The following is a 24,976-nucleotide window of genomic DNA, read 5'->3' as shown; positions in this document are numbered from 1 at the left end:
CTTTATGGCTTGCAAGAAAGATCTGGGCAATTACAGATACCATTCGCCTGCAGAACCGGTTATCTCAGGGCTTATCGATAGCACCGTTAATGCCATCGTGGGAGATTCGCTGATCATACGTCCGGGTGTATCCCTGGCAGATGGTGATCCCGCTAAAGACCTGTTTTTCGATTGGGATATCCTGGTGGCAGAAGAGGCCCGGGCGGACCATTACACCGGCTACCCACTGCGGATTGTTTATAACCTGAAACCAATGGTGCGGGAGGCCAAGTTAACGGTGACCGACCAACGAAATGGCATCAAGTATTTCTATAAGTTTAAGATCGATGGTGGTACCCGGTTTTCGAAAGGTGCTGCGGTATTGAGTGTAGATAATGGCGTTACCCGCCTGTCGTTTATCCGGCCCGACAGTTCCGTAAATGCAGACCTGTACCATGCTTTACATAATGAGGATCTGCCGGTTAACCCTGTACAACTGTTTGCCAAACCGCTGGCTTACCAGGAAAATACGGTAGAAGATTATTGGGTGATCTGTAAAGATCCTGCCAAACAAAGCGTGATTATCGACGGTAGTACTATGCTACGTAAACGTTATTTTGGAGAGCAGTTTTTCAATCCGCCAACGCCAATGGAAACGCAGGCCTTCAATGGTGCGCAAGGGGTACCTACCGGGATCGTTAACGGAAAGCTGTACCTGAGCATAACTTCTACTGCACCGTTTGCACCGGACTTTGGCAAGTTTTCCAGTATGCAAACCGGTAACTATTACCTGGCGCCCTTCTACAGCCGTTACAATTTCTTCTTCGGGTTTGATACCATCCGTCATGGTTTTGTGACCTTCGACGGCGGTGGCAACTTTATGGGGAGCGACTACCAGGTGGTGGGTACAGCGTTCAATCCTGCCAATATTGGAGCAGGAGAGCTGTTGTTCATGCAGGCGATCCCCAGCGTTTCGTATGCATATTACAAATCAGCTGATGGTAATGTATATGAATATACGTTTACCGTTGATATGAGTAACTATGATTTACGCACGATAAAGCCTACACGTAAACGTATTTTCAAGGGTGCTGCGTTGTTAACGAATAACAGTCGCTGGCAGCGTTCTGCAGTAGATATCTTCTATTTTACTGCCAACGATAGAATTTACCGGTACAACCCGGTGAATGAAGATTTGCGTCCCTTAGACGCCAACTTTGGCGGTAAAAAGGTGACCATGCTAAAACTCAGTACAGATGGTAATACACTTACTGCGGGAGTAGACGGCAGCGTATTGCTGCTGGATGTAAGCGTGGGTAAGAATGGCGTGGTCACCGGTCGTGTAGATGGTATCCCAGGTGAACCAGTAGATATTGTGTCAAGAAAATAAAAAAAATATAGTGATGAAAAGAATATTATTACTGGCGGCTGTTGCGCTGCCACTGGCCGGCCAGGCACAGCAGGGCGCCTTTACCATTGAAGGACATATCGGTAAGCTGAGTAGTCCTGCTATGGCGTATATCGATTATATGAGCAACGGTGTTGGAAAGGAAGACAGCGCCGTGGTTACAAATGGTAAATTTACTTTCACCGGTCTTAGCACAGGGTACTCTTATGCCCGTCTGGCGTTGAGCCATGATGGCTCCGGCAAACAAAAAGCCGTATATACCGGCGATGTGATCTACTTCTATTATGGAAAAGAAAAAATTAAGATCACGTCGGGCGATTCACTCGCCAATGCCACCTTTAGCGGCTCCAAAGTATATGATGAGTTTACCGCTTACAACAAAGCGATCGGCGGTACTATCATGGAGTTGAATAAATGGGCCAACGGGCAGGTGAGCGCGGCTACCCCGGAACAACAGAAGGATACCGCCTTTTTTGGCCGCATCAATGTGGAATACCGCCGGCGTATGAAGGCCCGCGCTGATGCACAGATCGTGTATGCCCAACAGCATCCGCAGTCGTACTTTGGCATGGTGGCGCTCTCAGAAGGTACCGGTACCCCGGTGGATGTAAAAAAGATAGCGCCGATCTATAATGCTATGAGTAAAAGTCTGCGTGAGAGCGACCAGGGCCGCGAACTGGGCCAACGTATACTGGCAGCCAAAACCATTCATGTAGGCGCGTCGGCACCGATGTTCACCCAACAGGACGTACATGGAAAGCCATTAAAGCTGGAGGATATCAAGAGTAAATATGTGCTGGTAGAATTCTGGGCCAGCTGGTGCGGCCCTTGCCGTGCAGAAAATCCAAATCTCACCAAACAATATGCGAAATATAAAAGCCAGGGTTTTGAAGTAGTAGCCATTTCATTAGACGATCATAAGGATAAATGGGAAGAAGCCATTGCTAAAGATCAGCTCCCATGGCTGCATGTATCCGATCTGAAAGGCTGGAATAATGAGGTGGGCCGTCAATACGGTATCCGTGCGGTACCGGCCAACTTCCTGCTGGACGAAAATAAAAATATTATAGCCATGAACCTTCGTGGGGAAGAATTGAATAAGAAACTGTCTGAACTATTCGGAAATTAAGATCGATTAATTGCTGCGAATATTACATTTCGTTATGAACGTGGCCGGGGCATGTCTATGCCCCGGCGATACTATTCCCTCTTAATAAAATGTCCTCCGCAGCTGCGGAGGACATTTTATATTATGTAGATAGCAAGTAGGGTTAAGGAGAAAAAAACCTTAAGGCGCCGTTTCCACGCATTGATCCTTGCGCCGCGTATCCAGTATATACTGTATTTTCCAGGTCCCGTCCAGTTTTACCAGCTGAAAAGAATTAACCCCGCAATGAGAAAATTGTCCGTTAAAGTAAAAGCGGTAAGGTGTCCATACGGTGGCCATTGTGACGTCTGACTGGATGCTGCCAAAAACAATTCTTTCATCTGCGCTATGCGGCGTTAGTTTACCAACGATGGTGGCAAAGTCGGCTGGGGTAGAATTGCGCAACACGGTGTTACCAGTTTTATCTGTTACGATAGATTGCAGCATAGCGCCGGGTGCAAAACAATCCTTGATGGCATTGCTGTCGGCTTGCTGCATGGCGGTAAACAGTTTGTTGACAGCGGCTTTAATCGTATCGGTGGGCGATTGGGCATTTGCTATGGCCGGTAGTAACAGCAACAAGATATAAAGGTGTTTCATCTTTTTTATACCAATATAACGTATTTGTGCTGATCTGCGATAACAGTAGCAACGTACACCTCCCTACGAAAATATCAATGATCCATGACTATCACGTTAGCTGCTTTTTTCTTTTGGCCGGAGGCAATGAATAGTAAGGGCAGGGTGAGGAGAAAGATCAGGCCTACCAGCAGGAAGGCATCGCTGAAACTGAGCAGGGTACTTTGTTTTGCTACGATATTATCCAGCAGTTTAACCGCCTGGTGTTGTGCATCGGTAGCTGTGAAACCCTTGCTCATGAAGGCATGTGCGTAGTTGTTGATGCGGTTGGCTACGGCGGGGTTGTTGGTGTCGAGATGGCTTACCAGGTCGTACCGGTGTTGGGCATGGCGATTGGCGAGGTAGGTATTCACGAGGGCGATACCAAAGGAGCCGCCCAGTTGCCGCATCATGTTGTTGAGCGCGGCGCCTTGTGGAATATCTGCCGGCGCCAGTGCCGATACCGCCAGGGTGGTAAGTGGTACGGTTACCAGTGCCAGTCCCACGCCGCGGCATACCAGGTACCAGCTGATGCTGGCAGCATTGGCATCCTGGTTGAGTTGCGACATCTGCCAGCTGAAAAGTATAAACAATCCCATGCCGGCAATGATGAGGAATATGGGCGACAAGCCACGTTGCAGAAGCCTGGCCGAAATCATCAATCCGCCGATGGCGAGGCAGGCGCCGGGCAGCAGCAGTAGGCCGGTTTGCAGGGGTGTAAAGTTCAGCAGGCGCTGGGCAAATACAGGCGTGAGGAATACAGAGCTGAAAATGCCCATGCCGGATACAAATGTGAGGATGGCGGCAATGCTAAGGTTCCTGCTTTTCAGCACCCGCAGGTTTACTACCGGTTCTTTGATGCGCAGTTCCCACCAGATAAAAATCATGATGCTGAATGTAGCGATCACCGTGAGCCAGGTGATATACGGCGCTTCAAACCAGTCGTCGGTTTCCCCGCGTTCCAATACCGTTTGCAGGGCGCTTACGCCTACGGCGAGCAACAGTATGCCGGTCCAGTCTATTTTCCGGCGGACAGAGGGGATGGCAGGTTCTTTCAGCAGCAACAGGCAGAGGATAGTAACGATAATGCCTATAGGCACATTGATATAAAATATCCAGGGCCAGGAATAAAATTCTGTGATATAGCCGCCAAGAGTGGGACCGATAGTAGGACCAACAAACACGCCAACGCCGAACAGGGCGCCGGCTACATTTTGTTTTTCTTTGGGGAACTGTTCAAATATAATTACCTGGGATACCGATAAGAGGGCGCCTCCGCCTATGCCTTGCAGGAAGCGGAAGAGCACCAGTATCCAGATATTGGACGCTTGTCCGCATAAGAAGGAGAACAGGGTAAATGCGATGATAGAGCCGATGTAGTAATTACGTCGCCCAAGTGTGGCGGAGAGGAAGCCGGTAATGGGTATGATGATAACGTTGGCGATGGCATAGGCAGTAATGACCCAGGAGGTGTCTTCCAGTGTGGCGCCCAGGTTGCCGCTCATATGCGATAGTGCCACGTTGACGATAGAAGTGTCTATCAATTCCATGATCGCTGCGGTGATCACCACCAGGATCAGTACTGTCCTTTTCATATGTAATAATTATATACCGATTGGTATATTTGTAAAGAAAAAAATAGTGCGCGTTTATAAGTTGCTGTTGAGTGCCTGCAAGGCGCTGGCGGGTGAAGATCGCATCAACTGGTAGATCTTTTCCGTATCGCCTACATGGATTTCATAATCGTTTGCAACCAGTGCATCCAGGAGCGCCTCCGCTACCTGTTCAGGAGGAATCCCTTTGCTGCCGCCTATTTCCCGGGAGAAGTGGGTATTAACCAGTGGTGGCATCAGTTCAAATACATGCAGGGGCGCCACGCTCATTCGCAGGGCCTGTGTATAGGAGTGGAGGGCTGCTTTGCTGGCGGCGTAGGTGGGTACCCGTTTAGAGGCGGCGAAGGCTACCACGGAGGATACATTAACGAGGGCGGCTTCTTCCTGGCGACTGAGCAGTGGAAGCAATTTTTCGGTGAGCTGGATCACCGACAGGTAGTTGGTCAGCATTTCATCGGCCGCTTTCTCAAAGGCATTGGCGCTGGCCGACAGCTCGTAAGCTACCGCATGGCCGGCGTTATTGATCAGCATATTTAACTGTGGAAAATCTGTCGTTACTGTTTTTATCAACTGGTTAACCGCCTTTTCACTGGTTACGTCACAGTTAATGGCGGTAACATTGGACAGTTGCCGGGATACGGTGTCCAGTCTTTCCTGGTTCCTGCCGGTGATGATTACCTGGTTATGTTGCCTGGATAATGCGGTGGCGATAGCCAGGCCTATGCCTGCACTACCGCCGGTAATGAGTACTGTGTTACCGGATGTTTTCATGTTGTTTGTTATTTTATACCAATCGGTATATTTTTAAAGAAAAAAAATGTTTATAAATCGTCGATGAGTTTTTCCACGGTACGCATAATCGCTTTCTGGTAATGCGTTTTACCGGTTAATTTAGTCATCATAATACAACCTTCAATGGTGGCAATCATGCTCAGGGCGGTTTGTTCGACGGGTACATCTTTACGGAATTCGCCCAGCTGTATCCCTTTTTCAAGGAGGGTGGTAATAGCGTTTTTCCAGCGCTGTATTCCATCGGCGGCTCTTTGCCTGAGCGCTGCGTGGGTATCATCTGCTTCGGTGGCGGTATTGAGCAGGGGGCAGCCACCTTCCGGGAAGGGATGTTTCTGGAAGTTGCTGTATACCTGTACATATACCATCAGCTTTTCCCGGCAGGTATTGTGCTTACTCATTTCCTGCTGAATGATAGTGGTTACCTGCTTCAGATTATGATCAAATGCGGCGAGGGCTACTTCGTCTTTATTGGCGAAGTTGCCGTAAATACTGCCTTTGGTTAGCCCCGTGGCGTTGGTCATATCATTCAGTGAAGTGCCCACATACCCCTTCTCATTAAAGACAGGCGCTGTCTTTTCCACGATGAATTGCCTGGTTTTTTCCGCTTTATTCATAACCCTTGCACTTTGTATCTGCAAAAATATACCATTTGGTATAAAAAACAATTTCTTTTTTTGAGAAGGCTATTTAAACAGCGGGTTTTATCACCGACAACAGCAGGAAAATAGGACGGCGGGCTTCGTCCTTCATCCCGGGATATTGGGTAATAATATCGGCGGTAGGCGCCGGTTCTTCCACGCGTTGAAGCAGAAAACCCGCCTGGAGCAGGCTATTGACCCAGGTAGTAACGGTGCGGTGATACTTGATCACCTCATTTTCCAGGAAGCGGGTATACCGGAGTCCTTCTTCCTGGTAGCGATCTACGGGCCAGTGTAGGCGGTTCCCGGCAGCATCATAGTACCAGTCCTGCGCCGCAAGCGCCGTAAAAATGGGATGCTCCACCGACAATACGAATGCGCCGCCGGGCTGCAGGCTGTCAAACACTTTGCGGCATACCTGTGCATAGTCTGCTATATAATGTAAGGCCAGTGAGCTAAGCACCACGTTAAACGTGCGCGGTGGAAAGTCGATATCTTCGATTGCCAGCTGCCGGTACTCAATATTCGGTTCGGTAGTGATATCCCGCGCACGGGCCAGCATCCTGGCCGAAATATCGACACCCACTACCCGGCTGGCCTTTTGAGAAGCCGCGTACCGGCAATGCCAGCCAAAGCCACAACCCAAGTCCAGCACCGCCGCATTTTCCAGGTCGGGCAGCATATCCCGGAGTACATACCATTCGCCTGCGGCCTGGAGTCCGCCGATAGAACGGGGCATCTGGCTGTATTGCTCAAAAAAAGAAGGATCGTCGTATTTATTTTGTTTCATCAGCTACAGTTGAAGGATGAAGGTAAAAAACAGCTGCCTATCCAACAATGCCTGACGCTGAAATCTTACGTGTTCTTTAACATACTTTCACGGTAGCTATCCCCAGGATATGTCCCAGCTTTTCAATGTTATCGGCAATATGTCCTATGCCAATGGCGCAATGATGCGCGGGACCTTCTTTACACCAGTTGTTCACAAATGTTTTAATATCCAATGGAAATTTATACCGGCTGTTGGTATTCCCAATCTGAAGGATAGGACCGGGTACCGACTGCCCTTCGGCTACCAATAGTTTTAACCGGCCATGGCCGGTTTCCACTACGGATAGCAAGGTAACGGGGCCATGTTTTACTTTCATTTCGATAGACAATCCCTTGCCTGGTTTGCCATGATATAGGCCGAGCGGCTTCAATAGCGGGCGGCCTTCCGCAATGGCAAGGTGGCCGGGACCATCATGGCCCATGAGCACGATGTCTTCATTAAAATCCAGTCCATAGAATTCGGTGAAAGAGCCCCCGGCATCAAAGAGATCCATGATTTTCATGGCCTGCACATTTTTTACTTCATACTCGCCTGCTACCGGTACCCGATGAGCCGTTAAGAGAGAATTGCCCGCAATCACGGAAGCAATCAGGTCTTCATACGCGTTATCCGTAGTACCTTCATAATAATAACAGAGGGAACCCAGTTGATGATGGGCTACCATTTTATCTAATGCCACGGCGGTATGCGCGGCGCGCACCAGTTCATGTGGCGGGCATTCTTCCAGTACTTCCATTTCCTGGTGTATCTGTTGCAGCTTATGATCTATTTCCGTTTGACTTACCTGGCTATGGAAGGCAGCGAGGTCGCACATTTCGAGATGTTGTATATGTCCGCCAAAAGTAGCGGCTTGTAGAGTAAGGTCGGTGTAGATATCTAACATACCGTTGTAATAATGGCCCAGCACTCCGAGCCGGTTGTGGCGCATGCCGGCGGCCACGGTGGCTGCGGCTTTCCAGCCGGCAATTTCCAGCCAGGCCTCTTCATCTTCCAGGGTGCCGGTTACCTGGTAAAAGGAGATGCCGGCCCGGTTAAATACGTTGGCAATTTCCGGTACGGCACAGGCCTGGCAATTAGCCAGCCATTCGCCCGTCATCAGTCCCCGGTCGCCCAGGCCATTGAACCAGCCATAATCTATGGCGGCAACAGGTTGCAGGTTAAGAATAACCACTGGTACTTTACATCCCTGTACTACCGGTAGTACGGTGGCAGAAAGTGCATAGGTAGAAACATACAGGAAAATGATACTCACATCTTCCTGTTTAAAAAGCAGGGCAGCAGAACGGGCTTTTACCACATCATCTACCAGTCCCGCATCTACCACAGTGACATAGTCGTCCGTTAATTTGCCGGCAATGTATGATTGGTAACCTTCCAATCGTTCCTTCAGTTGCGCGAATTGCGGCCAATAGGTGGCCAGCCCAATGCCAAACAGGCCCACTTTGATGGTTGTCATATATAAACATTTATGATGGAGATAAGTCCTTCAAAACTACCCGTAAAAGCCGGGCAAGGCCTATGATATTTGAGGTAAAAAGTATGATTTTTGACAGGATGACGGAATACTCCGCAGCAATCGTTATTTTTATATAACAACCGGAATATGCCACGTGTAAGTTGCTATATATGAAGAAGACCCCTGCTTCACATATCAAATATCTCACTGTCAATGATGCAGACATGCATTGGGGACTTACAGTTACCACCGTAGGCTACCAGTACATTTCTCCCAATAGCAGGTATCCTTCACCGGAACATCCTTCCCGTTATTGGTTTCACCCCGAAAAAGGAAGAGTATTGCCGGAATACCAGCTCATTTATGTTACCCGGGGAGGCGGTTATTTCAGCAATGCGCAGCAGCAAAATACTTACGTAGCAGAAGGAACAATGTTATTGTTGTTTCCCGGTGAATGGCATAGTTATATGCCGGCAGCAGATACGGGCTGGGATACGTATTGGCTGGGCTTCCGGGGACAAGTGCCGGATCAGTTGACCCACTACGATTTTTTCAACAGCCACACAGCATTGCATCCCGTAGGATTTAATGAGCAACTGGTAGACCTTTTCCGGCAAGTGCTTACACTGGCTACGGAAGAACGGCCTGGTTATCAGCAGGCCATTTCCGGTATTGCGCTCCACATGCTTGGCGCAGTTTACTTTGCCACCCGCAATCACCAGTTTCAAAATCAGCAGGTAGCGGCAAAAATAGAAAAGGCCAGGCTACTCATACGGGAAAACCCCGATGGCAGCTATACCCCCGAGGCATTGGCGGAGCGGTTGCATATGAGCTACTCCTGGTTCCGGCGGATGTTTAAAGAGTATACCGGTTTGTCGCCCGCGCAGTACCAGCAACAGATCAGGGCGCAGAAAGCCAAAGAGCTGTTGCTCAGCTCCGGCAAAACGATCAAAGAAATTGCCTACGAACTGAATTTTGAATCTGCCAATTATTTCACGGCCTTCTTCAAGCAACATGCAGGCAGCACGCCTGCTGTGTTCCGGAAAACAGGCCGCTCGCCACGGTAGTACCCGATGCAGTGATTTATCAGCACTTCGGCCATTCGCCCGGTGTTAACTCAATCCACGATATTTCTTAACATCCAATAAAACCCAGTTTATGAAAAATCCTTCTGTTGTTATCCTGTTGCTTTGCTTTTTTGCCTGGAGCTGTAAAAAAGAAATGAACCGTACCCTGGCCGGGAGTACTGTGGCGCCTCCCTCTGTGCACGCAACGCTTGCCCTGAGTTCCACTGCTGCTTTCAAAGGAGGCAACTGGGCCGATCCCAACGATAATTTTGTCGATGGCGCCGTAGTACCCAGCGGGCTGATTACCGGCGACGACTACGCCACCACTAAAGCCAAGGCAGGTAATATCCTTGCCTATTTTCAGCAACAAGGTATTAACACCGTACGTATGCCCGTAAACCCACCTTCTGTATTGCAGTCGTGGTGGGGCTCCTATACCGGCGCTATCGATGACGCAGTGGGCAAAGGTATGAACGTGATCCTTTGCTATTGGGAGGGCGCCAGCTCCCGCGATGGCATCGTGGATAATCTCACCGACTTCTGGAACATGTGGCAAACGATTACCAGCAAGTATGGTAATACGGCCAATGTGTACTTCGAAGTGTTTAATGAACCGCATGGTTACAGCACCGCCAATCTCAACAACCTGTATGCCCAATGGTTAACCAACTATCCCGCTATTCCGCATGGCCGTGTACTGCTGGATGGTGTTGGGTATGCTACCGATGTAAATGCGGTGGGCGCCGACAGTCGCCTGAACACCTGTTTGTTGTCTTATCATAATTATACCTGGTTTGATAACAACAAAACCACCGTAGCCGACTGGGAATCTGCCATCGAAGGCCTGGCCTATCCCGATCGTACGATCGTTACGGAGTTCGGTATCCCGATGACCAATGGCAAAGATTACCTGGGCGCGCCTGGCAGCGACCGGGAAATCGCTTATTTCCAGGGGATGACCAACCGCGTAAGGGCCAGGGGACTGGGCTGCGTATATTGGCCGGCATTAAGGAACGGCGATGGTTATAGCCTGTTTACGCTAAGCGGTACTACGTTGACGGTAAACAATACTTCCGGCTTTTCCCGCCTGCAATATGCCTGGGGAGGAAATGCCATTGCTATCCCGTTGGGTAGCTTCGATGCCAACGCCTGGTATAAGGTTGTTTGCCGCCAGAGTAATAAAGGGTTGGATGTAAATGGGTCCTCCACAGCTAATGGCGGTAATATTGTACAATGGGACTATTGGGGCGGCAATAACCAGCAATGGAAAATCACGTCAGTAGGCGGCGGGTACGCCAATATCCTGAATCGCAACAGTGGCAAGGCGTTGGACGTAAACGGTATTTCAACTGCTGCTGGCGCAAATATTATTCAATGGGATTATTGGGGTGGCGCTAACCAGCAGTGGCAGATCATCGACATCGGGTTCGGTTACTATGAAGTCATCAATAAAAACAGTAGTCAATCATTGGATGTAAATGGCGCTTCTACAGCTAATGGCGCAGGTATTATTCAGTGGTACCTGAATGGAGGAAGGAACCAGCAATGGTTGATTCAGAAGTTATAAAGAACAAACAGGCCGCCTCCATATTTTATGAGGCGGCCTGTTTGTTTACTAACTGGTAATATGGCGAAGCTATACTTTTTTCAATCTGAAAAGGCGGGTTTCATGCGATAATACTTTCCCTTTCCATTTGTTACCGGAAGTAACCACCTGGTGTTGCCACAGATCACGGATCTCATATTTTCCGGTTAAACCTATGTCCTTCAAGAACAGTGAATAGTTGGCTGCTTCGGGGCCGCGATTCAACACAGCCACCGCATAATCGCCATTAGCCAATGGTTTTACCAGTACATTCCATTGACTATCCTTGATTTTTCTGATGGCCTGTTTACCCAATGGGTCCTGGTTTACAGCAATGGCTTCTTCATTCAGAAGGATACGTTTGGTGGCTTCATTCATATGTCTCACATCGCAGGTTACTACCAGCGGAGCGTTCATCATGCACCATAAGCTCATATTGGAAGCGTATTCAATGTCATTACATCCAATTCCTCCCAGGTCGCCGGAAGGGCCTTTTTTACCGTATAAGCCCACAATCAGCATATCAGGGTCATTCCATCTGCCTGGCCCTGCATAGTCGCTCAGTTCTGCATTTACATCGAGGATTTCCATCAGTCCCTGTCCGCTGTTTTCTCCGGGCGCCCGTTGCCATTTGTCGCGCACATCGCCGGTAGTTCGCCATAGTTGTCCACCGGCATTGGCGGCCCATAACCATGGCTTACGATCGCCCCATTCGCAGATACTGAAAACGATATCCCTTCCGCTCTTCCTGAGTGCATTGGCCATTGTTTTGTATCGCAGCTTCGCGGTGTTGGAATCGGTAGGGGCATTGCAATAATCATACTTCAGGTAATCAACATCCCAGGAGGCAAAGGTGGCAGCATCCTGTTCTTCGAAATGGAGACTGGCTGTGTAGCCGGCGCAGGTTAGTGGGGCTGCATCAGAGTAAATGCCTAGCTTAATACCTTTCTGATGGAGGTATGCTGCCAGCGCTTTAATGCCGGAAGGAAATTTAACCGGGTCAGGGATGATAGCATTCCTGTTATCCCGGCCACCCTGCCAGCCATCATCAATCATCAGGAAACGATAACCTGCTTTCACCATTCCGGATTGCTCCATTGCATCCGCCATTTCACGTAAATCTTTTTCATTGATGTTATCAGCAAAATAGTTCCAGCTCATCCAGCCCATAGGAGGCACCGGCGCCAGTTGCTGCGCATGGCCATGGAGGAAGAACAAGAACGAAACAAGTGAAAATAGCCATTTTTTCATAACATAATTTATTAAAACACCGGGAGATAATACTGTTGAGGTACTGATATCTTCAGCTTCCTACAGTTGATATTTATATTAAAGGAAGCAAAGGTAATATTTCATCTTTTTAGATTTTTAATTTTATCGGGGTTGGAAAATGGGATTCGGCGGCAGTTTTCGGTGTTTTGCAATAAAATTAAAAAGCTACCTCATGTATTTATGAGATAGCTTTTTAAAAAAAGTAACAGGGCAAATAACGTTACAGGACTATGGCCGGTGTTTACTATTCACTATTCCGGTTGCCCGGAAGCAGGAGTTGCACCTGCATCTCCGGCCTGGCGAAGTAACCCATAACTACGGCACCTGTTTGAATATAGCAGGGTAAAAGGATAACGAGGAGATGTTCTTGTAAAGAGAAGTAACTCGTTCAAACGACACCTGCTAATAAGATGAAGAAAGGGTAAAAAGCGGATGAGTGTTTTCTTAAGGGAAGTAACTCATTCCAACGACACCTTTCTTCAAGGTTAATTTAACTGTACAATGGATGTATGGGGCAACAAAACAATGGATGCATGCTACAGTGTGGTACGTTGAATATGTGCCAGTGCATCTTCCCCTTTTTCGAGGGCTTCCAGTACTTCAAATACTTTATCGCTCCATCCCCCGATCAGGTGAATATCTTTGTCGTGGATATTCAGTGGTGCTTTACCGTAGCCGCCAAGGTCGAACAGGTATAGCTTTGCGCGGGGCGCTATTTTTTTATACTCGATCCATTGCGCTCCAATCTGGCTGTCTCCCAGTGCTTCCCGTTGGGAATCCCACAGCTGACAGTCGGTGAAGAACATGATCTTATCTGCCACGTATTTCCTTTTGATCAGGTCTTCCAGTACTTTATGGCCGTTGGTAGCATATCCGACTTCACCTTCGCGGCGATAGAACTCATCTATGTTGGCCAGGATATTTTTCCCTGACAAAGCGATGGTTTTCCAGGTATCACCAAACATACCACATAGCACGTGCGCTGATTTGTATTGCAGCAACATACCCAGGATAAGTCCAATATCGTAGCAAAGAATTTTGCTTCGGGGGGATACCGGTTGCTGCATGGATCCTGATACGTCGCAGGCTACCACCACTTTGGTGTTGGCGTCGAAACCTTTCAGGTGTTGTACGCTGATCTTTAACGCTGTTTCCAGCGCCTCCTGCAACATGCCCGTCATTCCGTGCTGCACAGATTTCAATTCCCGGTAGGCAGCCAGGAAACGGAACGGCAACTGTTTGGAAGATAATACCGCTGCTTCATCTGATAAATATGCACATACCTGTTTGATATGCGCCTTGCTCACATCATGTGCCAACATGTTACGCAGGTTACGCAAGGTAGCCATATAGCCAAGTGCGTTGGTACTGATCAGCATTTCCCAGGTACGGCAAAAAGCGTCTTTCTTGGCCTGGTCAGATTTAAAGGTCTGCTGCCCTAATGCCGACAAGGTAGTTTCCCAGGTATAAGGGGTAGCCAGTTCGCGCTGTGCTATTTTATTAAACAGCTGCTGTTGGGCCTCGTCTTTCGCTTTGGGATGTACCAGGAAAAGTGCATCTCTCAGGGTAACAGCTCCTTTACGGTCGTATTTGGCAAACTGGTATTCATCAAATTTGTTGAATGCCTGCGCCAGCCCTTTCTGTATTTGTTTACTCAGCTGATGTAGTTTTTTCGTATGCCCGCGGTAGTTAATCTTTGCATAACAGGCGAGCAATTCCGTGATTTCGTCGGCTCGCTGCACCACACGGCGCACCGTGGTGCTTACCAGTGCATCGCCGGAATGATGGAATCCCAGCAATACGGCCATGGCCAGCGGCACGCTGCGCAGGTACATTTTTTCCCGGGCGTAGATGGCCAGTTTGGCCACAAATACCGGGTCGGTTTGCGCAATCAGCTCATACATACGGTTCATCCGTTCATCACCTGTTTCATAAAACTGATCGTTGAAAGAAGCAGTTACCACACTGCTATACAGTTCCATTTCAGGACTCATTGCATAAGCAGCGGCACCTTCATGATTACGCGGCTGAAAGTATTCCGCTTTCGCCGTATGTAGCCAATGTGTTGTGTTGAATTTCATATACCGTTTGTTATGGTGTGATTGATGATACAAAGATGTCAGTGCATGTGCGCAATGTTTTTGCGCACTTCTATTTTTTTTATATTTTTAGGAAAATTTTTTTGAGATGCCTGTTAACCGCAATGCATTAATCCGCTACAAAACCATCGACGCCTGCCTCAGAAACCGCCGCCGGCGCTGGACATTGGCTAACCTGATCGACAAAGTATCTGAGGCCCTGTATGACTATGAAGGCATCGACAAAGGCATCAGCCGCAGAACTTTACAGGCAGATATACAAATGATGCGCAGTGATAAGTTGGGCTACAATGCCCCCATTATTATCGTGGAAAAGAAATATTATACCTATGAAGACGCGGACTACAGCATTACCAACATTCCCCTGAGCGACAACGACCTGTCGAGGATGACCGAAGCGGTGGAAGTACTAAAACAGTTTAAAGGCTTTTCCCATTTCAAACACCTGAATGAAGTGGTGCAAAAGCTGGAAGGACACGTATATGCTTCTGCCCATGATCAGAAAACGGTGATTGACTTTGAGAAAAATGAACATCTCAAGGGGCTGGAACATCTGCACCTGGTATATGAGGCCATCATAAAGGAACAGGTGCTGGAACTACAGTACCAGTCGTTCAAAGCGCAGGCCTCCACTAAAATGCTGTTTCACGCCTGGTGGCTGAAAGAGTTCAAAAACCGCTGGTTTGTAGTGGGCACCCGGGATAATAGTCCTGCTATTACTACGCTGGCTCTGGACAGGATTGTAGCGATAAGTATCAATGAAACCGTTTTATATCTCCCTAACAACAACGGTCATACGCCGGAAACCTACTATGAGCATACCATTGGTCCCAGCGTAATGGAATTACCTCCGGAAGAAGTCATTATAGCCGTAACCGCCGAACACGCGCCCTATGTGATTACCAAACCGTTGCACCATAGCCAGCAGGTAATTGCGAAAGATAAGGATGGTATTACGATCTCCATACGGGTGGCGCATAACCTGGAATTGCAAAGGGAAATACTGGGTTTTGGTAATGGGATGCAGGTGCTGGCGCCGGAAAAGCTGCGCCGGGCCATCCGGTATAAGCTGGAGAAGGCAGCGGAGGCATATAAATAGGCTATGCCTCCGGCGATTATTTAAGGGGCGGTGATGACCTGGCCATTCAGCCGGCAACGGCTAAACTCCGCTCCGCTAACGTCTTCCAGCCGGAAAGCCGGACGGCTATCCGGTTGTCGGGTATGAACGCGGATGTTATCGAACATAATATTTTTCACATGCCGTACATAAAAGGCAGCTGCTGGTAAGATATTACCAAACATCCTGTTTTCCGGGTATGCGGCAATATTCTCTGGCACGGCAGTTACCTCTTCTGCTTTGTCAATGCCGCCGGGAGCGTTGATCTGCACATTGCTGATGGACACATTCTCTATATAACTACCAGGTATACCCGTAACAGCAGACGTTAATGCGCTTTCACTGGTGGCGATAACGTCATGAATAGATACATTTTTGAGCACACTCACTGCCTGTGTTACTTTGCGGCTCCGGTCGCCCAGCCGGATAAAGACAGGCGTTTGCACATCCTGCATGGTAATATTGGATACGATTACCTGGTCCATTACTCCGCCATCTACCACTTCGAGCGCAATGCCGGCAATGACTGTGGTATCCTGCGTGATCTTCATCCAGGGAAAGGCTTGCTTCCAGTGGCGGCGCTTTTCATCGCTGGCCTTGTGTATCACACAGTTGGACACCGTGATGTTTTTGAAACCGCTGGCAGAGCCGGTGCCAAACTTGATGGCGTTGCAGTTGCTGCGTACCACGCAATTGGATACCACCATGTTTTCACATAGCGTATGATCGCTTTTGAAACAGAGTGCATCATCATCGCTGTCGATCAGGCAATCTGAGATGATCACGTTTTTGCTGCCGTTGATATCAATGCCATCGTTATTGAAATTACAATGACTGTAAACATTCAGTCCCCTGAGCACTACACCATCGCAGCTGGCGTATTTCTGTACCCAGTAAGCGGAGTTGCGGATGTGGATATCCCGGATGCTGATATGCCGGCTGTTTTCGATATAAATCAGAATGGGGCGTACTGCGCCGGTTTTGCTGTCGTCGCCCAGCTGGAAGTTAGGATGCCCGCCTTGTCCATCGAGGGTGCCCTGGCCGTAGATTGTCACGTTTTCGATGTTGTTGCCGTAAATCAACGCTGGCGGCTGTCCTTTGGCATTGCCGGCAAACACTTTGCGATAGGTGTCCAGGCGGGTGCTGCCGGCCAGCGTAGCGCCGTTTTCCAGGTAAATGCTGATGTTGGAGGTTAAGAAGAGTGGACCGGTGACAAAGGTGCCGGCGGGAATAATGATGGTACCGTTTACCCCGGCTTCAATCGCGCGTTGAATGATCGCCGTATTGTCTGTTTTGCCATCTCCTTTGGCGCCCATATCGGCAATATTGATCGTATTGGCAAATAGCTGCATGGTAAACAGGCAGGCCATGAACGTGGAATAAATACTTTTCATGTTAGGTCATTTTACCTTATCAGAAGGTGGCTGCAATGTTAATCGTTTTGCAGGATAAACGCAATGCCTTATTTCGTTAAATTTAGATAGCCAAAACATACTACTATGTTGCCCCACGATTTTGATTTCCAGACCTCGCTGAACCAGGCGCCTGTATTGGCCGACTACAATTCCTTTACCACCCATGCCGCCTTACAGCAGGCGGTGAAGGCTTACGGCGGTGGCTGGGCCATGGAGCTGGGCGCCGCTTTCGGCGCCGTCATGGGTAGCCGGCAAATGATACAGGCCGGGGAACTCGCCAATAAATATGGGCCGGTATTAAAAACCCATGACCGTTTCGGTAATCGTCTCGATGTGGTAGCGTACCATCCTGCTTACCACGAAATGATGACCGTAGCCATCCGGTATGGCTTTCATTCCATTGCCTGGACCGAACTGCCCGGCGCCTACGTGGCACATAGCCTGCTGGCTTACCTGAAGCAGCAAATTGATGAGGGTAGCAGCTGTCCGCTTACCATGACATTTGCTGCAGTGCCCTCGCTGAAAATAGCCGGCGACATTGCCAAAGAATGGCTTCCCCTGGTATTATCCAATACGTACGACGAACGACACCTTCCTTATTTCGAAAAAAAGGGCGTCACCTTCGGTATGGCCATGACCGAACCACAGGGCGGCAGTGATGTGCGGGCCAACATCTCCTTTGCCGTACCGGCAGGTGATGGCAGCTATAAAATTACCGGCCGCAAATGGTTTTGCAGCGCGCCCATGAGCGACGCTTTCCTGGTGCTGGCTCAAACAACGAAAGGATTGAGCTGCTTCCTGGTGCCGCGGTTTACGCCAACAGGAGAAAAAAACAAGCTTTATTTCCAGCGGCTGAAAGACAAGTTGGGCAATAAATCCAACGCCTCCGCGGAAGTAGAATTTCATGCCGCCTGGGGAAAGATGATAGGAGAAGAAGGCAGGGGAGTGGCCAGCATCATGGAAATGGTGCGGCATACCCGCCTGGATTGCGCGGTAGGCTCCGCTGCCACCCTGCAGCGCGCCTTAACAGAAGTCGTTCATCACTGCCATCATAGGAGCGCTTTCGGGAAAAAACTGATCGCACAACCACTTATGAAGAACGTAGTGGCCGACCTGTGCCTGGAATCGGAAGCCGCTACCACGCTGGCTATGCGGCTGGCGCTCGGCTTCGACGAGGCACTGCAAAATGAAGAAGCCCTGTATTTTACCCGCATCGCTACCGCCATCGGAAAGTTTTGGAATACCAAAAGAGCGGTGCTGGCGCTGGGAGAAGCCGTGGAATGCCTGGGGGGCAATGGCTATGTGGAAGAGTCCATACTGCCGCGTTTATATCGCGATGTACCGGTAAACGCTATCTGGGAGGGCTCAGGTAACATCCAGGCATTAGATGTGCTCAGGTCTGTACACAAGGAACCCAGGAGCCTGGAAGCGCTCATGAATTACTACACGAAAGCACAGGGACTGGATCCCCGCCTGGATAAACAGCTGGAGCAACTACAACAGCTACTCGCTCAACCGACCCACCTGGAATACAATGCCCGCGCTATCATAGAAAAAATGGCCCTGGCCATGCAGGCCATTGAATTGATCCGCATTGCTCCTGCACCCATAGCGCAGGCGTTCTGCCAGGCCCGGCTGTCGGCCGACAGGAATATTACCTGGGGCGCCCTGGCGCCGGAAACGCCGATGGATGATATTATTCAGCGCATTTACCAGGCGCCCGCCTGAGCATGATTTGTCCATTGACCAACAAAAACCGTCCATGCGTCAAATATCTTTTTCCACCGGGTGGCTGGGGGATAGGTTTGTAGAAAATTACCATCATGCAAACCACTTCCCGACAAACTTACCTCGACTGGCTTCGTATTATCGCCATCATTGGCGTATTGTTTTTCCATTCCGCCATGCCTTATGTGGCCTATTGGGAATGGCATATCAAGAACCCGGAAACCAGCCACGTGCTGTTGGAAATGAATGATTTTCTGCACCGCTTCCGCATGCCCCTGCTTTTCTTTATTTCCGGTACGGTCAGCTATTATATGCTGCAGCATAGGACCGGTGGCGGCTTCCTGGGACTGCGTTTCCGTCGCCTGTTTATCCCGCTGTTACTGGGCATATTGGTCATTGTGCCACCACAGGTATACCTGGAAAGGCTTACCCAGGGATATAAAGGCAATTTCTGGCAGTTTTATGGAGAAATGTTTACTACCGGCGTATATCCCAAAGGCAATATGAGCTGGCATCACCTGTGGTTTATCTGCTACCTGCTGGTATATGATATTGTTTGCGCGCCACTTTTTGTATGGCTGGGCAAACCTAATGGACAACGGTTTTTACAACAGTTTGCTGTTTTGGCAAAAGGCGCAAGGGTATACCTGTTAATGCTGCCCAGCATTGTGTTGTATGCTTCATTGGTGTTTAGATATCGCGCTACCGGCGACCTGGTACACGATTACCTGTATGCACCTTATTACCTGTTATTCCTGCTGGCCGGCTTCCTTTGTATTGCCTGCCCGATGTTAATGGACAGCCTGGAACGTAATCGCCGCTTATCCCTCGCCATTGGCTTTATTAGCCTGGTATTTATCGACTATCTCCGCTGGACGCACCTTGATGCCATCCATTTTCTGCCTGGCTTTCCCATGGGAGTGAGATACCTGGCAGTGGCCATACATGCGCTGTGTGCCTGGATGTGGGTATTTACCGCCATTGGTTACGGGAAGAAATATCTCAATAAGCCCAGCCGCGTATTAGGCTATGCGAACGAGGCCGTGTATCCGTTTTATATATTACACCAAACGGTGATCGTTATATTGACCTACTACCTGGTACAGGTATCCGACGGTATAGGTATGAAGTACCTGTTTACCGTAGTGGTCACCTTTTTCGTCAGCATGACGCTCTTCCATTTGTTTATCCGGCCATATGCTTTTATGCGCCTGTTATTTGGAATGAAGCCGCTGCCACGAAAGAAAACCATCGAAGAAAATGCCGTGGTGGTCGACACCCCCTCTGTTTTAACTATGGGCGCATAAATAGTTGTAACTTACTGATAGTATGAAAATATTCTGGAGATATATTTTCCCCGCCATTTACGGCGCGCTGGTATATTACACGATCCGGCTGCTCACGGATAGTCTTTCGGGGATGCAGTTTTGGCATCGTCCGCTCCGGCTCAACATCACAGAGGTGGGCATGAGCATCCTGGTGGCTTACCTGTTTTTATGGTTGCTGAATGGCTTGTTGCGTTATTTCGACAAAAAGTGGCAATCCAATTTTTCTACCGGCAGAATTGCCAGGGAGCTGGGGGCTATCTTTTTACTGAGTATCATGATACAGAACTTATTCCTGACGCCATTTGCCGCGCTCACAGATGATGGTTTGCAATGGTTCGACCTGGCGGATATTAATGTGATCCCGTTATTGTATGCCCTCATCTATTACGGTTTCCGACGCAGTAACGGCTATTTGCAGGCATACGTGCAGAACCGGCTGCAGCTGGAAAAAATTACCAATGATAAATTAGCTACAGAGTTGAAGTTCCTGAAAGCGCAGTATCATCCGCATTTTCTCTTCAACGCTTTAAACACCATTTATTTCCAGATGGATGAGGATGTAGCGGCAGCAAAGAAAACAGTGGAACGGTTTGCTGAGTTACTGCGCTACCAGCTATATGATCAGCAGGAGATGGTGGATATCAGCAGTGAGATACAATATCTCCGGCATTTTATCGACTTGCAGCAGATCCGGTCTTCGTCCAAGCTGCAATTGTCCGTACATTTCGATGAACAGTTGGGTAGCCAGCAGGTGTATCCTTTGCTATTTCTACCGCTGGCGGAAAATGCGTTTAAATACGCCGGCGGGCATTTCAAGGTGAATATTGCCATGCAACAGGCGGAGGATGGGATACTTTTTTCCGTTAGCAACGACATACCGGCGCATGTACCGGGGAGCAAAACCGGTGGTATAGGGTTGGAAAACCTGAAACGACGGCTGGAGTTGTTGTACCCCGATAAACATACGCTGACAACACAAATACAAGACAATACTTTCGTGGCCGCATTAAAACTTACCTTGCGCTGATGAGTAACCTAAGCATCCGATGTATTATTACCGACGACGAACCCCTGGCATGGAAAGGGTTACAGGGATATGCGGAGAAAACCGGGTTCCTGGACGTGGTGGCTATTTGTGAAGATGCCGTACAACTGAATACCGTGCTAAAGCAGCAACCAGTGGATCTGTTGTTCCTCGATATAGAAATGCCTTATATTTCCGGGGTCGAATTTCTTAAAAATTTTCCGAATCCTCCCAGGGTTATTTTTACCACTGCCTATGAAAGGTACGCCATGCAGGGATTTGAGCTAGACGTACTGGACTACCTGTTAAAGCCGATTTCATTTGAACGGTTTTTAAAGGCAGCTAATAAGGCGTATGATTACTTTGCCAGCCAGGATACTGCAGAACAGCCCTATGTTTTTATTAAGACAGACAGCCGCCTGGAAAAAGTATTATACGACGAAATCCTGCTGGTGGAAGCCCTGGAAAATTATGTGGCGGTGTATACTACCGATAAGAAGATGATTACCCATGCCACCCTGAAGTCGGTGGTAGATATGTTGCCCGCCCGGCAGTTTATTCAACCACATAAGTCTTACCTCGTAAATATGAAAGGTATCACCGCCATTGAAGGGAATATACTGCATGTAGGTCCGCACCAGGTGCCGGTGAGCAAGTACCAGAAAGACGCCGTGATGGAGAAAATCATCAACAATCGCCTGCTGAAGAAATAAAACATTTCCCCGGTTATTGCATAGCTTGTATTTAATTGTTAAATTGACAGTTAAATAGAAGTTATATATTCTGCTCATTCCACGTTAACAGCAATCAATAACCAAGATGAAGAAGTACGGGTACCTTGTTTTTTGCCTTTTTAGCCAGTTGGTGTTTGCACAGCAGCTGCCGCCGCGTAACGCGATTTTATCACAGCTGCAACTAGCCAATCAGTATTTTATGCAAAAGTGGCCGGATCCAGGCAAGCCTACCTTCACCAATAAGGAACGGCCTTCCAATTTGTGGACCCGGGCGGTATACTATGAAGGGCTGATGGCGCTGTATGGGATAGACCGGCAGCCCGCGTATTATGATTATGCCGTATCCTGGGGCAACAGCCACCAATGGGGGTTATGGGGTGGTACCATGGTGAGGAACGCAGATAACCAATGTTGCGGACAAACCTATATCGACCTGTACCTGTTAGATAAAAAGGAAGAGAGGATCCGGGATATTAAAGTGGCGATGGACAATATGAAAGCCTCTTCAAAAGTGGATGACTGGTGGTGGATTGATGCCCTGCAAATGGCGATGCCGGTATATGCCCGGTTGGGAGCAGTGTATAAGGATACCAGTTATTTTAATCGCATGTATACCATGTATGCCTATACGAAATATCATCATGGAGAAAAGGGGTTGTACAATGCCGCTGATCATTTGTGGTGGCGCGACAAGGACTTTGTACCGCCGTATACCACCCCGGATGGCAAGCTATGTTACTGGAGCCGGGGCAATGGCTGGGTGGTGGCGGCGCTGGTGCGCACGCTGGAATTATTGCCTGCCAGCGATCCCCACTATGCAGAATATCTCCGGGACTACCGCGACATGCTGGCTGCATTGTTGTCGTTACAACGTACCGATGGTGCCTGGAACGTAAGTTTGAAGGATCCCAATGATTACGGCGGCCTGGAGTTGACCGGCACCGCCCTTTTTGTATACGGCATGGCCTGGGGCATTAACCACGGATTATTACCGCGGAATGAATACCTGCCGGCTGTTACCAGGGCCTGGAAAACATTGTCGACCCAATGTGTGGATACCAATGGTCGCCTCGGATATGTACAGGGAACGGGCAAAGAACCCAAAGATGGTCAGCCGTTGACTTTCGATAAAGTACCCGACTTTGAAGATTATGGATTGGGGTGTTTCCTGCTGGCCGGTACGGAAGTGTATAAATTAAAATGATTTATTTTACAGGATCCGGTTTATTGTTAATAGCCCTTCGTTGTAGGCGGAGGGCTAATTTTTTGCCGATAATTTTCGCTGGTGAACGCGGAAAAATAAAAATGTTATAACAGCTATTTGCCCCAGCTATCAAGGATTCCCCGGTTTTTCCTATTTTTGCCGTTTACCGTTTTTACCGGCAGAACAGGTGCTTTTACCGATATTGTCCGTATGCTAGCCTAAACATGTTTTAAGAAAGAAGATTGTACTGCTAATTTTGAGAATGGATTCTTCAGCGGTGGAGGGAAACCATTTATTGTATCGTCATTAGTATTTAAACAGCCAAACCCGTAAATCTCCAAATCATATGCAAACTTCGAAGAAAGCCGCCATGAGCTTTATTTTTATCACATTGTTGATAGATATAATGGGATGGGGATTAATTATTCCTGTCATGGCCGACCTGATTGCGCAGCTGAAAGGCATCCCGGTAAATCAGGCCAGTCCGTATGGCGCTATGTTATTGTCAGTTTTTGCTATCATGCAGTTTTCATTTGCTCCAGTGGTGGGTAACCTGAGCGATAAGTATGGTCGTCGCCCCGTATTGTTATTATCATTATTCGGTTTTGGTATCGACTACGTAATCCTGGCCCTGGCGCCTTCTTTTGGATGGTTGTTTGTAGGCCGCGTAATTGCCGGTATTACCGGCGCCAGCTTTACTACGGCTTCTGCCTACATCGCGGATGTAAGCACCGACGAAACCACTAAAGCGAAAAACTTCGGATTAATTGGCGCTGCTTTTGGGCTGGGCTTTGTGCTGGGCCCCGCATTGGGCGCACTGTTAGCGAAATGGGGTATCCGTGCACCGTTTTATGCTGCCGCGGCCCTGTGTTTGCTCAACTGCCTGTATGGCTACTTCCTGTTGCCCGAATCCCTCAGTAAAGAAAACCGCCGTCCATTTGAGTGGAAGAGAGCAAACCCTTTTGGCTCCCTCAAGTTTCTAACTTCCCATCCTGAAATCGGAGGACTGGCACTCAGCTTTTTCCTGATTTACCTGGGAGCACAGTCTGTGCAGGGTAACTGGAACTTCTTTACCATCTATCGTTTTCACTGGAGTGAGCAAATGGTAGGTATTTCCCTGGCAGTAGTAGGAGTGCTGGTAGGCGCTGTACAAGCGGGGTTAACCAGGGTCATCAACCCGAAGATCGGGAATGAAAAGAGTATCTACATCGGTTTATGTCTCTACACATTCGGACTAATACTCTTTGCCTTTGCTTCGCAGGGCTGGATGATGTTCGTGTTCCTGGTGCCTTATTGCCTGGGTGGTATTTGCGGACCTTCCCTGCAATCCGTGATTTCCGGTCATGCGCCCGCAAATCAGCAGGGCGAGCTGCAGGGCGCTTTAACCAGCCTGATGAGCCTTGCTTCCGTGATTGGTCCATTGATCATGAACAGCACATTTTCGTACTTTACCACAGATAAAGCGCCTTTCTATTTCCCGGGGATACACTTCCTCATTGGTGCTGCCTGTATGCTGATCAGTGTGATCCTCATCAGCCGGGTAATGAACCGCGACCGGCGTATGCAGCCGGAGCTGGTGAAGAAATAATCAGATTGCTTTTAAAACAGCAAAGGACAAACCGCGTGGTTTGTCCTTTGCTGTTTTTTATGAAGATGAATACTTACTCCGATCTTAACGATTTTACGGGATTCATCAGTGCAGCCCTTATCGATTGATAGCTGACGGTTAGCAGTGCAATAAGCAGCGCACCGCCACAGGTACTGAGGATGAGCCACCAGGAAATGTTTGTACGATACTGGAAATTTTTCAGCCAGTCGCTCATGAAGTAATAGGCCACCGGTACGGCAATTACCAGTGCAATGAGACTGCCATGCCGATAGACAGACCGGCTATATTGATCAGTGAAAAGGTTTTGTTTT

At 48.7% G+C, this 24,976-nt stretch carries 21 protein-coding genes; 11 read left to right on the top strand and 10 right to left on the bottom strand.

Features of this window, described 5'->3' with window-relative positions:
• Positions 1–4: 4 nt before the first annotated feature.
• Positions 5–1,369 carry a PKD-like family lipoprotein gene (locus FHW36_RS28645; protein ID WP_186452659.1) on the top strand — a complete coding sequence of 455 codons (1,365 nt, stop codon included), beginning with the start codon at positions 5–7 and terminating at the stop codon, positions 1,367–1,369.
• A 13-nt stretch (positions 1,370–1,382) separates the two neighbouring features.
• Entirely contained in the window at positions 1,383–2,516 is a 1,134-nt protein-coding gene (locus tag FHW36_RS28640) for a TlpA disulfide reductase family protein (RefSeq protein ID WP_186452658.1), read from the top strand.
• A 159-nt stretch (positions 2,517–2,675) separates the two neighbouring features.
• On the opposite strand, the gene FHW36_RS28635 is transcribed toward FHW36_RS28640, so the two are convergent.
• The 6 genes from FHW36_RS28635 to FHW36_RS28610 all read right to left on the bottom strand — a co-directional run bounded on the left by FHW36_RS28635 (position 2,676) and on the right by FHW36_RS28610 (position 8,483).
• Complete coding sequence (locus tag FHW36_RS28635) at positions 2,676–3,134, bottom strand: nuclear transport factor 2 family protein (RefSeq protein WP_145674636.1); 459 nt, start codon at positions 3,132–3,134, stop codon at positions 2,676–2,678.
• 74 nt (positions 3,135–3,208) lie between these two features.
• Positions 3,209–4,747 (bottom strand): DHA2 family efflux MFS transporter permease subunit, encoded by a 1,539-nt coding sequence (locus FHW36_RS28630; RefSeq protein WP_145674634.1) that lies wholly within the window; start codon positions 4,745–4,747, stop codon positions 3,209–3,211.
• A 54-nt stretch (positions 4,748–4,801) separates the two neighbouring features.
• Positions 4,802–5,536: an SDR family oxidoreductase gene (locus tag FHW36_RS28625; protein WP_145674632.1), complete on the bottom strand. Its 735-nt coding sequence runs from the start codon at positions 5,534–5,536 to the stop codon at positions 4,802–4,804.
• A gap of 50 nt (positions 5,537–5,586) precedes the next feature.
• Positions 5,587–6,171: a TetR/AcrR family transcriptional regulator gene (locus FHW36_RS28620; RefSeq protein ID WP_145674628.1), complete on the bottom strand. Its 585-nt coding sequence runs from the start codon at positions 6,169–6,171 to the stop codon at positions 5,587–5,589.
• A 73-nt stretch (positions 6,172–6,244) separates the two neighbouring features.
• The gene (locus tag FHW36_RS28615; protein WP_145674626.1) at positions 6,245–6,985 is read right to left on the bottom strand and encodes a class I SAM-dependent methyltransferase; all 741 of its coding nucleotides are present in this window, start codon (positions 6,983–6,985) and stop codon (positions 6,245–6,247) included.
• A gap of 76 nt (positions 6,986–7,061) precedes the next feature.
• Positions 7,062–8,483: an arabinose isomerase gene (locus FHW36_RS28610; protein WP_145674625.1), complete on the bottom strand. Its 1,422-nt coding sequence runs from the start codon at positions 8,481–8,483 to the stop codon at positions 7,062–7,064.
• Between the two features lie 170 nt (positions 8,484–8,653).
• Here FHW36_RS28610 and FHW36_RS28605 point away from each other — a divergent pair, with 170 nt between their 5' ends.
• Positions 8,654–9,550 (top strand): helix-turn-helix domain-containing protein, encoded by an 897-nt coding sequence (locus FHW36_RS28605; RefSeq protein ID WP_145674623.1) that lies wholly within the window; start codon positions 8,654–8,656, stop codon positions 9,548–9,550.
• Between the two features lie 91 nt (positions 9,551–9,641).
• Positions 9,642–11,117, top strand: coding sequence for an RICIN domain-containing protein (locus FHW36_RS28600; protein WP_145674621.1), 1,476 nt, complete (start codon positions 9,642–9,644; stop codon positions 11,115–11,117).
• A 69-nt stretch (positions 11,118–11,186) separates the two neighbouring features.
• Here the strand turns inward: FHW36_RS28600 and FHW36_RS28595 are convergent, their stop codons facing one another.
• Together FHW36_RS28595 and FHW36_RS28590 are read right to left on the bottom strand one after the other, a co-directional pair.
• Positions 11,187–12,386 (bottom strand): glycoside hydrolase family 27 protein, encoded by a 1,200-nt coding sequence (locus FHW36_RS28595; RefSeq protein ID WP_145674619.1) that lies wholly within the window; start codon positions 12,384–12,386, stop codon positions 11,187–11,189.
• Between the two features lie 557 nt (positions 12,387–12,943).
• Positions 12,944–14,488, bottom strand: coding sequence for a TROVE domain-containing protein (locus FHW36_RS28590; RefSeq protein WP_145674617.1), 1,545 nt, complete (start codon positions 14,486–14,488; stop codon positions 12,944–12,946).
• Positions 14,489–14,594: 106 nt separating this feature from the next.
• On the opposite strand from FHW36_RS28590, the gene FHW36_RS28585 reads away from it, so the two are divergent.
• Positions 14,595–15,605: a helix-turn-helix transcriptional regulator gene (locus FHW36_RS28585; RefSeq protein ID WP_145674615.1), complete on the top strand. Its 1,011-nt coding sequence runs from the start codon at positions 14,595–14,597 to the stop codon at positions 15,603–15,605.
• Between the two features lie 20 nt (positions 15,606–15,625).
• On the opposite strand, the gene FHW36_RS28580 is transcribed toward FHW36_RS28585, so the two are convergent.
• Entirely contained in the window at positions 15,626–17,017 is a 1,392-nt protein-coding gene (locus tag FHW36_RS28580) for a glycoside hydrolase family 28 protein (protein WP_145674613.1), read from the bottom strand.
• Positions 17,018–17,122: 105 nt separating this feature from the next.
• Here FHW36_RS28580 and FHW36_RS28575 point away from each other — a divergent pair, with 105 nt between their 5' ends.
• The 6 genes from FHW36_RS28575 (at position 17,123) to FHW36_RS28550 (ending at position 24,644) form a co-directional block, all read left to right on the top strand.
• Positions 17,123–18,766 (top strand): acyl-CoA dehydrogenase family protein, encoded by a 1,644-nt coding sequence (locus FHW36_RS28575; protein WP_145674611.1) that lies wholly within the window; start codon positions 17,123–17,125, stop codon positions 18,764–18,766.
• Positions 18,767–18,861: 95 nt separating this feature from the next.
• Positions 18,862–20,073 carry an acyltransferase family protein gene (locus FHW36_RS28570; RefSeq protein ID WP_145674609.1) on the top strand — a complete coding sequence of 404 codons (1,212 nt, stop codon included), beginning with the start codon at positions 18,862–18,864 and terminating at the stop codon, positions 20,071–20,073.
• Between the two features lie 22 nt (positions 20,074–20,095).
• Positions 20,096–21,121 (top strand): sensor histidine kinase, encoded by a 1,026-nt coding sequence (locus tag FHW36_RS28565; RefSeq protein ID WP_145674607.1) that lies wholly within the window; start codon positions 20,096–20,098, stop codon positions 21,119–21,121.
• A complete protein-coding gene (locus FHW36_RS28560) occupies positions 21,121–21,831 on the top strand; it encodes a LytR/AlgR family response regulator transcription factor (RefSeq protein WP_145674605.1) in 711 nt (236 codons plus the stop codon). The genes FHW36_RS28565 and FHW36_RS28560 overlap by 1 nt, the downstream gene beginning before the upstream one ends.
• 106 nt (positions 21,832–21,937) lie before the next feature.
• Positions 21,938–23,056, top strand: a complete 1,119-nt coding sequence (locus FHW36_RS28555; RefSeq protein ID WP_145674603.1) for a glycoside hydrolase family 88/105 protein — start codon at positions 21,938–21,940, stop codon at positions 23,054–23,056.
• A 346-nt stretch (positions 23,057–23,402) separates the two neighbouring features.
• A complete protein-coding gene (locus tag FHW36_RS28550) occupies positions 23,403–24,644 on the top strand; it encodes a TCR/Tet family MFS transporter (protein ID WP_145674601.1) in 1,242 nt (413 codons plus the stop codon).
• A 73-nt stretch (positions 24,645–24,717) separates the two neighbouring features.
• Here the strand turns inward: FHW36_RS28550 and FHW36_RS28545 are convergent, their stop codons facing one another.
• Positions 24,718–24,894: an ABC transporter permease gene (locus FHW36_RS28545; protein ID WP_186452657.1), complete on the bottom strand. Its 177-nt coding sequence runs from the start codon at positions 24,892–24,894 to the stop codon at positions 24,718–24,720.
• Positions 24,895–24,976 lie beyond the last annotated feature (82 nt).

Origin of the sequence: Chitinophaga polysaccharea (genome assembly GCF_007829335.1) — a bacterium.
GTDB classification, from domain to species: Bacteria; Bacteroidota; Bacteroidia; order Chitinophagales; family Chitinophagaceae; genus Chitinophaga; species Chitinophaga polysaccharea_B.
This window is presented reverse-complemented; position numbering and strand designations above follow the sequence as displayed.